Here is a 10111-nt window from a genome sequence, read left to right as displayed (position 1 = left end):
AGTCTGGCTGGAGCAGATCAGTCCTCGTCTTTCAAGTGACCTTGCGAATGTGGAAAACGGCCAAAACAAACCAATTCACGAATCGTAAATCGCATGTTGATGTTGTTCGATTGTCTTAGTACCGCTAAGTGTTTCGCTAGCTCTTTGCTATCCCAGTCAGCAAGCAGCTTATCGCCAATAAGCACTTCACCGGCATCACTCTCTGTTAGGCGACTGGCCACTGAAAGCAGTGTACTCTTACCTGCACCATTTGGGCCAATAATAGACGTAACCCTCCCTTTTGGGAACATAGCGCTCGCATCGTCAACAACCAGTGATTTGCCATACTTCTTACTTAACCCTGTTAATTTAATCACTATTTATTACCTTTACTGAATTCTGGTACGTAACAACAAGAACATAAAATTAAAACCGCAGACCCAATTATTAATCACACATACCGGTGTTAAAGAATAGGGAGGATCACCGTGCCTAAGCGCTTCTTTAAGAGTTCGGATACAAAAGCTAATATGTATGGCGTTAGCAGTTATGCCAGTCGAAAATGGTAATAAAGGCAGACCGCTTAATTAGCTCGAATGTGCGATAAACTACATTTCATATTATTGCATAAATGAATGCGTATGATATCATAAATAAAAATGACATCCATTCTCATTATCTTTTGATTTGTTTAGACTAGTGAGGCTCTGTTTCACCCTAATTACTTTACATCTGTAGTAGATCTAAAAATTTTTGAGAGTTTAGTTGTGACCTTATTTTTTATTAAAAAGAAACATAGTTACCATTTTTTAGAATTCGACATTTATTGATGGTGATTCTATTTTATGAGTACTTCATTCTACTTGATTTTCCCCTGAATTTAGATGCTAGATGCGTCTCAATATCCCTACTATTTTGAAGAGCATTCTAAATGACTTTTCGTACGATTCTGGCGTTCTTAACTTTGTGCGCTACATCTCTTTTTTTTGGTGCGAACCAGATCGAGTGGTCATTATTGCCGACGCTTAATGAGAAAGCTTGGTTGCCTATTATAGCCAGCAGGTTACCAAGACTCGTGGCTCTGATTCTTACGGGGTCCGGCTTGGCGATGTGCGGCGTTATTCTCCAACACATCGTTAGAAATCGTTTTGTTGAACCCGGAACTACCGGCAGCCTTGATGCGGCCAAACTAGGTATTTTGGTTTCAATCGTGATGCTGCCATCATCAGACAAATTGGAACGTATGTTCTTTGCTGTCCTGTTTTGCTTTGCCGCTGGCTTGGTCTACATCGCTATAATACGTAAGGTTAAGTTCAGTAATACTGCGTTGGTTCCAGTGATTGGCTTGATGTTTGGTAGTGTACTCAGTGCACTTGCTGAATTTTACGCCTATCAAAATAATATTTTACAAAGTATGTCTGGCTGGTTGATGGGGGACTTCTCCAAAGTGGTCCAAGAGCATTATGAAATCATTTTTTTGATCTTGCCTATAACCTTGTTGACCTACCTCTATGCTCATAGATTTACAGTGATGGGGATGGGGGAAGATATAGCCTCCAATTTAGGCATCAGTTACGCCATGACCGCCGCATTAGGGTTGATACTCGTTTCAATCACGGTTGCAGTCACAGTAGTGACGGTGGGCGCCATTCATTTTGTTGGCTTAGTTATCCCTAACTTAGTGGCGCTAAAATACGGCGACCACCTCAAAAACACTTTACCTATTGTTGCATTGGGCGGTGCCTCGCTACTGATTTTTTGCGATGTCATTAGTCGGGTAGTGCTTTTTCCGTTCGAGGTGCCAATAGGTTTGACCGCAAGTGCCGTAGGTGGAGTTATGTTTCTTGCCTTTTTGCTTAAGGGAGCAAAAGCATGACACCACTTAACTTGAACTTACGAGTGAGTGTTGTACTCGTGATCCTGTTATCTATCGCTTTTATTTTCATTAATTCAGGGTTTGACCTTGAGTACATCATCCCCAGAAGACTCATTAAACTCAGTGCGATCATAATCGGGGGCAGTTGTGTGGCTATCTCTGCTGTCATTTTTCAAGCCTTGGCCAGAAATCGCATATTGACGCCATCTATCATGGGTTACGAGTCCATTTATCTTGTATGGCAAGCTCTACTCTTATTATTTGTAGGCACCTCTGGCAGTGCTGTTTTGGGAGTGGTGGGTAATTTTGTCGTATCAGCGGTACTCATTTTGTTGTATTCATTCTTTATTCAATTCTGGGTGCTCAAGCGATTTCAACATGATATGCATCAAGTGTTGCTGATTGGATTTGTACTGACCATGGTACTGACAACGGTTGCTCAATTTATCCAGATTAGAATCAGTCCTGGAGAGTTCTCTATCTTACAGGGGTTAAGTTACACCTCATTTGAAAGGGCGAAACCATCTACATTGTTATTTGCTGGCACTGTGTTGAGCATTCTCGCCCTCTTTGCCAATAAATGGGCGAATGAGCTAGATGTGATAGGACTAGGGCGAGATCAAGCAATGTCATTAGGACTTAACGATACGCACTATATTCCGAAATACTTTGCTGTCATCGCAATTCTTGTGGCCATCTCTACTAGTTTAGTTGGACCAACGGCGTTCATGGGGGTTTTCATTGCCAACATTGCTTATTCCATCACAGGTTCTCCGCGTTACAGACACACCTTACCGATGGCTTGCATCATCGCTATTGTGATGTTTCTAACGGCTCAATTGATGGTTGAACACTTTTTTAATTATAAAACAACAGTCTCTATTTTAGTCAACGTCCTTTGTGGCGGGTACTTTCTTGTCATCACTATGCGAGCAAGAAGCCAGCTATAGAGTCTGCTTATCGCCTGTTTATTGGCAACTTACTGCAACATAAGGATCCTCACCCCATGTTTAAAAGTACCCTAAATCTTGCTGTCGCACTTGCTTGCGGCTCCCTTGTAACTCTAACGGGCTGCGAGCCGACTGCCGCTCAATCTCAAGTCGTTCAGCCATTAGAAACCCCTATCGTGATTGAACACAACTTAGGTCAAACCGTTATTTCAAACCGTCTTCAAAGAGTAGCTGCACTCGATATGAATGAAGTGGATTTCTTAGACCAGTTGAATGTACCGATTGCAGGTATGGTAAAAGACTTTATCCCTGATTTTTTGGCGAAATACAAAAATACTCCAGACATTGTCGATCTTGGCGCGATAGTTCAACCTAATATGGAAAAAATCTATGAACTGAGACCCGACCTGATATTGATGACTCCACTGCATGCCAATCAATATGAAGAACTCTCTAAGCTCGCACCTACGATACATTTTGATATCGATTTCCGTAATAGTCATGGACATCACGTCGATATAATTAAACAACACGTTATTGATCTCGGTGAGATCTTTGATAAGCAAGAGCTTGCACAAAAGAAAGTCGCTGAAATTGATGTCAAGGTCGATGAGGTGCGAGCTATCACGGCTGAACGTTCTGAAAAGGCCTTAGTTGTAATGCATAACAATGGTGCTTTTAGCTCATTTGGCATTGAGTCTCGCTATGGTTTTGTCTTTGATGTACTGGGAGTTAAACCTGCGAGTACTGAAGTTGCCGCAAATTTACATGGTCAGCCGATTTCCAGCGAATTTATTAATCAAGCCAACCCTGACATTCTTTATATCATTGATCGGACAGCTGTCATGGAAGGTAAACCGATTATTGATGCGGAACATTTGGCAAATCCTCTTCTTCGACAAACTAAAGCATGGAAAAACGGCAAAGTGATCTTTGTTGATGCTGATGCCTGGTACATCACTTCAGCAAGTATCACATCACTAAAAATTATGATTGATGACATTATCAAAGGTTATCAAAACTAGATTTAAAAATAATAAGCCAGACCAACGAAGTCTAGCAAAACAAGTCAGTTACTATTTACTAGTACAGATGTGAGCCAACCTAAAATAGGATAAAAAGGAATAATCAATGAATCACCACTATCATCAGATAGCGAATTTATCTAAAAAATGCTCAGTCAGTGGCAAGCCAACCCCAAGTCGTATCGCTCTTTTAGTCGCACTTCAAATAAGTGCTTCGGCATTGCCAATCAGTATCGCTCATTCTGAAGATCAAACTGATGAGTCAGTCACTGTTTACGGCCAAGCTAATGAAGCGTATGCGGCAGGAAAAATCTCACAGGCAACTAATATGGGGATGCTCGGCGATAAAGACTTCCTAGACACTCCTTTTAATGCCATTGGATACACAGAAAAACACATTCAAGACCAGCATGCACAAGATATATCCGATGTCATCTCTGCTTCTGATCCTTCTGTTTTTACCAGTGGGGAAACCGGGTTAAACAAAGAAAGTTTTAAGATCCGAGGGTTCAGTTCGGATATTGGCGATGTAATGTTCAATGGTTTATATGGTATCGCTCCTTACTATCGTAGCTCTCCAGAGATGTACCAACGCATCGATGTACTGAAAGGCCCGGCTTCTTTGCTTAATGGTATGCCACCGAACGGTTCCGTTGGTGGTTCGATCAATTTGGTGACTAAACGAGCTCAAGAAGCGCCCAACACCTCCTTTACTGGCACTTATATGTCGGATTCTCAATTTGGCGGTCATGTTGATATTGGTCGCCGTTTTGGTGAAAACGAACAATTTGGGGTTCGTTTTAATGGGGTTTTCAGAGATGGGGATGCGTCAGTTGATGGTCAAAGTCGTAAAGCGCAACTCGCATCGTTGAGCCTTGATTGGCGTAATGATATTGCGCTGATTGAAGCCGATTTATACTTTAGTACAGAGCGAGTTGATGGTGCAAATCGAGGTTTAAGCATAAAGTCTGGCGTTGACGTGCCGTCACCCCCTTCGTCAGATACTTTACTTAGCCTAAGTTGGGCATACAATGACAGTGATGATAAAGGCATGATGATCCGCGCAGAACTCGATATAACTGATTCCATAACGGTTTACAGTGCGTTGGGGGCTAGTCGTACCGACTTTGATTCAAATGGTGCGCAAAGTGTCAAAATTAAAGATAATACTGGTGATCTTGAGGTTTCTCTTGGTTCTGTGAAGCTAGACAGCAAACGTACTTCAGGTGAGGCCGGAATTCGAAGTAATTTTGATACCGGACCTGTCGAGCATTATTTAGTACTGAATAGTACCTACTTTAGAGAAGATAAAAACGATAATCCCGCAGGAAATAATGCGGCTGAATCATGGACGGCCAATATTTACGATCCAGCATGGGGGCCTGAAGATTCTAGCTATGACAACTATTATAAACTACTGGTCGATTCCACACAGATCAGTTATGGTATCGCTGATACCTTATCTTTAGCTGATGGCAAATACCAACTCACATTAGGTTTACGTCGCCAAAGTATTGATTATGAATCAGGAATCAGCTGGAATGGGAGTGCTTTTCCTACAACCAAGTTCAAGGAAAGCACCTACACCCCGGCGATTGCCGCGTTGTACAAACTTTCTAACTCAGCTTCTCTTTACGGTAACTACACCGAAGGTTTAACAAACGGAAAAACAGCAGGCTCAGGAGCCGCTAACGCAGGTGAAGCGTTTGAACCACAAAAAACCAAACAAACAGAAGCTGGCCTAAAGCTTAACATGAACGACTTTGCTCATACTTTCAGCCTGTTTGAGATCAAAAAGCCTAACGGATATCAAGATCCAGATACAAATATTTACTCTTTTGGTGGCGAGCAACGTAATCGAGGCATTGAATGGGGGTTCTACGGTACGTTATTAGAGGACTACACGCTGACTGGTGGTATCGCTTATACAGACGCAGAGATCACTAAAGCTACAGATGTCACAACTGAGGGGAAAAAAGCGATTAAGTTACCCGATCTTCAAGCTAAGTTAGCATTGGAATGGAACCTACCAACGATGCGTGAACTTACACTTATTGGTCAAGCAAATTACATGTCAGAGCAATATATTGATGCGCAAAACACTCAATCACTGTCTGCACAGACTATTTTTGATTTAGGTGCTCGCTATAACTCTACCATCGCCAATCAAAGTGTCATTTGGCGTCTTGCGGTCAACAACGTAACCGATGAAGCATATTGGACTACCACCCATTACGCTAACCTTGCGTTGGGTGCCCCTCGTACGGTGATGTTATCTGCTACAGCCGATTTCTAATCTCGGTCAATTTTGCCCTTGACCTTTCTGGTTAGGGGCACTTCTGAACGGCTACTCTTGAATTCAACCTAACTTTAGCGATTAAAGTCAATGGTAAGGGAGTTTCCGTATATCGACAGTACTTATATTCCTCAATAACTTTGTATTCATAACAATAGTTTAATTCTATCAACCTCATTTCAATAGGCTTTATATGAAACATGGAGAGAGCTCAACAAACTCAACAAACTCACCAAAACTCACTCTATCCCAACTTTGTTGGTTAACTAGGGTGGAAAAATGATAAATAAGATCGGCCAACATTACGTTACACCTGCCTTAATGCCGGCCTTAAGGCCGTCATTAGCAAAACTTACTTTAGGGACTTTAAGCGAAATTTTTGCTGCAGTGGCAAAAATTGGTGCATTGCTATGTTTAATACAATTAATCGATGATCTATCTAACCGATGGGTTTACGCAGCCATCGGGCTTTGGATTTTTAGCGCATTGCTCTCATCTTTGTCCTCTTGGTTAGTACACAATGCTGAATCTCTATTTTCAGCAAGATTACGTCGTCAGGTGGCACAACACTTAATGCGCCTTCCAAGCAAGACTCTCTCTCGGTATGGTGATAATCAACTTCGCCGCTTGGTTTCAGAAGACATCAATACTCTACATCATATGGTTGCTCATCTGCCTTCAGAATTTGTAACTTTCGCCATCGTTCCGGTAATGTCCATTACCATTATGCTAAATATGGCCGGTCCTATGGCGCTCTTAACCTTACTCCCTGGCCTTATTGCATCATTATACTACCTTGTCTTTCTGCCTAGATTCGCCGCTAAATATGGTGCAGAACGTATGAACATAATGGGAGAAATCGTCACCGCAGTAAATGACTACACCAGAGGCATTAGAGTTAACCGGGTTTATGGAACTCAATCAGGTGCGCTCGCGAGTTATCACGGGGCAACTCAACGCTTCACTAATGGCATTATAAAATGGGTAGGGAGTGTGGCACTTCCAGCTTCCATCGCAATAGCTTTACTTCAAGCAGTTTCTACTTTTGCTATAGCTTATTCAATTTCTTACCGACTAAGTCCATCAGCGATGGCTTCTGTGTTTTTTTTCGGCCTGGCTGTCGTTTCACCAGTATTAAAGCTTGGTCACGGATTAGACTATGTCACTGCAGGTAAGAATGCAGCTAAGAACATTGGTAAGCTTTTGAAACAAACACCTATAGGTTGTGGAAACGTCAATGTAGGTTCTAAAACACTTCCTTTGCAGGCTTCAAAAATCTCGGTAATTAATGACACCACAACCATTATCGATAGCTTCACCCACCGCTTTCCAACTGGTTCATGCACTGCCATTATGGGGCCAAGCGGCATAGGAAAAAGTACGTTGCTGCGTATTTTAGCCGGTCAAGAAGTACCTTATTCAGGAACCACCATGCTTGGCAGTTATGAACTGTCCACACTTACCGAAATGTCGCGTCACATGGCGATACGTTATGTTCCTCAAGAGATAGGGGTACTTAAAACGACAGTGAGACAGAACTTACAACTAACGGCACCAAATGCCTGCGATAGCGAATTCTTTGACGCCTTAGCTCTAGCCGAGGTAGATATTAACCTCGATTATGATGCCAGCCTTCTTTCTGGTGGCCAGCAGCAACGGGTCGCTCTAGCTAGTATATTTCTCAATCAAGCCAGCATTTTCTTGTTAGATGAACCAACGAGTGCACTTGATAAAAAAACAGCCTTATCCATCATGCAAAACCTAACGGAATTCGCGCAGAAAGAAAATAAAACCATAGTCATGGTAACCCATGATGCAGAGCTAGCCCAACGAGCCGACTTTATATTGACACTACCAAAAAATGCTCAATTACAGGATGAAGAAGTATGACATATCAAAATACCCCATCTTCCAAATCAAACATTCCCGTGAGCGCAAAATATCGTTTATACCGAGTGGGATCTGGATGGGTGTTGGTTGCAGCACTCGAAGCCTTAACCTACACAGTTCTTGCACTATCATTAGTAAAACAAGCCCCGCCACTAGGTGTCATATCAACAGCAATTATCGCTATTTTGGTGACGGTTTTAGTAACCCGATCGGGTTTTCTATCTGGTGCGCAACTAGCCGGCGATTTGTACTCAGCAGTCGGTCAATCTCTTAGTAAAGCAAAGCTTTCTTGGTTTAGCGATCAGCATCGAACGCAACTGACTCAACTTGCCGAACGAGGCATACCTGGCTTTATGTCAATCCCAGCTCACCAATTACAAACATTTTTGCACACGCCATTAGTACCCTTATTCTTGATCGCTGGCATCGGAATCGTTGGGGGGGCAGATGTTGCACTAATCAGTGCAGTCTCATTGATAGGTGCATTTCTGCTGCAATACAAAGCACAGAATCACCTCAGTAACTCTGACAGCGAAAGACACAACGCTGATGTTCAAGCCACAAAATCAACGCTCGAACTCATAGATCACCTTGATTTACTTCGTTCATCGGCAGGACCTGAACGAGCGATAGAAAGGATTGAGCAAAGTTGGTGTACACAAGAGAAAGTACATTCGAGAATCAACCTAACAGCATCCATGGCCACTTTAACCTCAGCACTTGCAACGGTCTTCCCTTTGGCCTGCGTCACTATCTACCTAGTTACAGAAGGGATTACCCAACCACTATTGATTTTGGGGCTGCTGATATTAATTACCAGAGCGGCTGCACCACTAGGAGAATTAGCCTTAGCCGGTTTCGCCATCAACGACGTAAAGTCCTCAATAAGAGATTACAACCAGCTAACCAATGTACCAACTCTGCCTGAACCCAAACCGGAAAATGCTATTAGCCCTAATAGCTACAATTTCGAACTCAATCATGTTGGCTATTTGGACCTCTTCAAGGACGCCAATGTAGAGATAGAACAAGGTGAAAAAGTGGTAATCAATGGCGTAAGTGGTAGCGGAAAGAGCACGTTATTAGGATTATTCTTAAGGTTTGATGACCCTAACCAAGGTCATATTTCGCTAGGTGGTATAAACCTCCAGAATATTCCATATGACATATTAATCCAGCACATTGCCTATGTCGCTCAGGATCCAATAATATTTACTGGGACATTGGCCGAAAATATTCGTTTGGGTAATCCAGAGGCAAGTAATGCTGAAGTAGAACTTTTTGCTAGGCAAGCTCAACTGAGTGAACTTATTGACTTATCCGGCGATGGAATAAACCAAAGTGTAGGCCAGAAAGGATCAAGGCTTTCTGGAGGGGAAAGACAAAGAGTCGCAATTGCTCGCGCTCTTATAAAAAAAGCACCTATTCTAATTTTAGATGAAGCCACCTCTGCACTTGATGAAGTAACCGAACAGAAAATAGCACAACAAACTCAAGCATTAGGTTCAACTGTTATTGTGGTAACACACAGAGACAAGAAAGTTTGGCATCCAACGCTAGAACTCACGATTGATAAACAAAGAGTCAATGTTCTTCGCCACCATGCACTTGAATCAAGGTAGACGATATTACTTGTTTTACTGCGAGTGTTGCAGCTGGAAAGGCTCGTTGCAAGAACTGAAGATGGCTCTATCCTACCGCCTCGAGAGGGCTTTGTTAGCGCGCTCATTAAATCATCAATTTTGATTTGAGCGTGTCTTCTTTTAACCTTGCCCATCTGTCTTCGTATCCAACTCAATATTCATGCCTAAAGAATACAATGAATCCAGGTGTCATCATTTCAAAAAGCACACCTATCGACAAACCAATTATGCCGAATAGAAACAAAGTTTGCGTGATCGGGGGGCATTGATATTTGGTTATCTGACGACATCATAGTCATGATGAAGTATCTATAGATAGAAGGGTCCACCGTGCCTAGGAAGGTATTACAATCCGCCTATACGGCTTTATTGACTTGTTCTTGGTATAGCGGATCTTGATTGATTTTAGTGTGTGGCATGAATGGTTCTCAAATCGTAAGCGCGTCATAAAC

At 42.4% G+C, this 10111-nt stretch carries 6 protein-coding genes and 1 pseudogene; 6 read left to right on the top strand and 1 reads right to left on the bottom strand.

The features are described 5' to 3' along the window. Nucleotides 1–20 precede the first annotated feature (20 nt). Nucleotides 21–356 (bottom strand): annotated as a pseudogene (locus PL85_RS17920) (ATP-binding cassette domain-containing protein); the annotation flags it as partial. Between the two features lie 554 nt (nucleotides 357–910). Here PL85_RS17920 and PL85_RS17915 point away from each other — a divergent pair. The 6 genes from PL85_RS17915 to PL85_RS17890 all read left to right on the top strand — a co-directional run bounded on the left by PL85_RS17915 (nucleotide 911) and on the right by PL85_RS17890 (nucleotide 9638). After that, nucleotides 911–1855 (top strand): ABC transporter permease, encoded by a 945-nt coding sequence (locus PL85_RS17915; RefSeq protein ID WP_115339378.1) that lies wholly within the window; start codon nucleotides 911–913, stop codon nucleotides 1853–1855. Further along, nucleotides 1852–2805, top strand: coding sequence for an iron chelate uptake ABC transporter family permease subunit (locus PL85_RS17910; protein ID WP_019281833.1), 954 nt, complete (start codon nucleotides 1852–1854; stop codon nucleotides 2803–2805). Before PL85_RS17915 ends, PL85_RS17910 begins: the two co-directional genes overlap by 4 nt. Nucleotides 2806–2861: 56 nt before the next feature. Continuing rightward, a complete protein-coding gene (locus PL85_RS17905; protein ID WP_019281832.1) occupies nucleotides 2862–3830 on the top strand; it encodes a siderophore ABC transporter substrate-binding protein in 969 nt (322 codons plus the stop codon). Between the two features lie 106 nt (nucleotides 3831–3936). Then, nucleotides 3937–6126 carry a TonB-dependent receptor gene (locus PL85_RS17900; protein WP_069212127.1) on the top strand — a complete coding sequence of 730 codons (2190 nt, stop codon included), beginning with the start codon at nucleotides 3937–3939 and terminating at the stop codon, nucleotides 6124–6126. Nucleotides 6127–6405: 279 nt separating this feature from the next. After that, nucleotides 6406–8016: an ATP-binding cassette domain-containing protein gene (locus PL85_RS17895; RefSeq protein ID WP_069212128.1), complete on the top strand. Its 1611-nt coding sequence runs from the start codon at nucleotides 6406–6408 to the stop codon at nucleotides 8014–8016. Continuing rightward, nucleotides 8013–9638, top strand: a complete 1626-nt coding sequence (locus PL85_RS17890) for an ATP-binding cassette domain-containing protein (protein WP_019281830.1) — start codon at nucleotides 8013–8015, stop codon at nucleotides 9636–9638. Before PL85_RS17895 ends, PL85_RS17890 begins: the two co-directional genes overlap by 4 nt. The last annotated feature ends 473 nt before the right edge of the window (nucleotides 9639–10111 follow it).

It is taken from the genome of Vibrio anguillarum, assembly GCF_001989995.2.
Lineage (GTDB): Bacteria > Pseudomonadota > Gammaproteobacteria > Enterobacterales > Vibrionaceae > Vibrio > Vibrio anguillarum.
Note: the sequence above shows the minus strand (reverse complement) of the source record. Positions and strands in the feature narration are given on the sequence as shown.

What these genes read in the sequence shown, in the direction of transcription:
- PL85_RS17890 (WP_019281830.1), top strand. Translation starts at nt 8,013, where the DNA reads ATGACATATCAAAATACCCCATCTTCCAAATCAAACATTCCCGTGAGC.
- PL85_RS17915 (WP_115339378.1), top strand. Translation starts at nt 911, where the DNA reads ATGACTTTTCGTACGATTCTGGCGTTCTTAACTTTGTGCGCTACATCT.
- PL85_RS17910 (WP_019281833.1), top strand. Translation starts at nt 1,852, where the DNA reads ATGACACCACTTAACTTGAACTTACGAGTGAGTGTTGTACTCGTGATC.
- PL85_RS17900 (WP_069212127.1), top strand. Translation starts at nt 3,937, where the DNA reads ATGAATCACCACTATCATCAGATAGCGAATTTATCTAAAAAATGCTCA.
- PL85_RS17905 (WP_019281832.1), top strand. Translation starts at nt 2,862, where the DNA reads ATGTTTAAAAGTACCCTAAATCTTGCTGTCGCACTTGCTTGCGGCTCC.
- PL85_RS17895 (WP_069212128.1), top strand. Translation starts at nt 6,406, where the DNA reads ATGATAAATAAGATCGGCCAACATTACGTTACACCTGCCTTAATGCCG.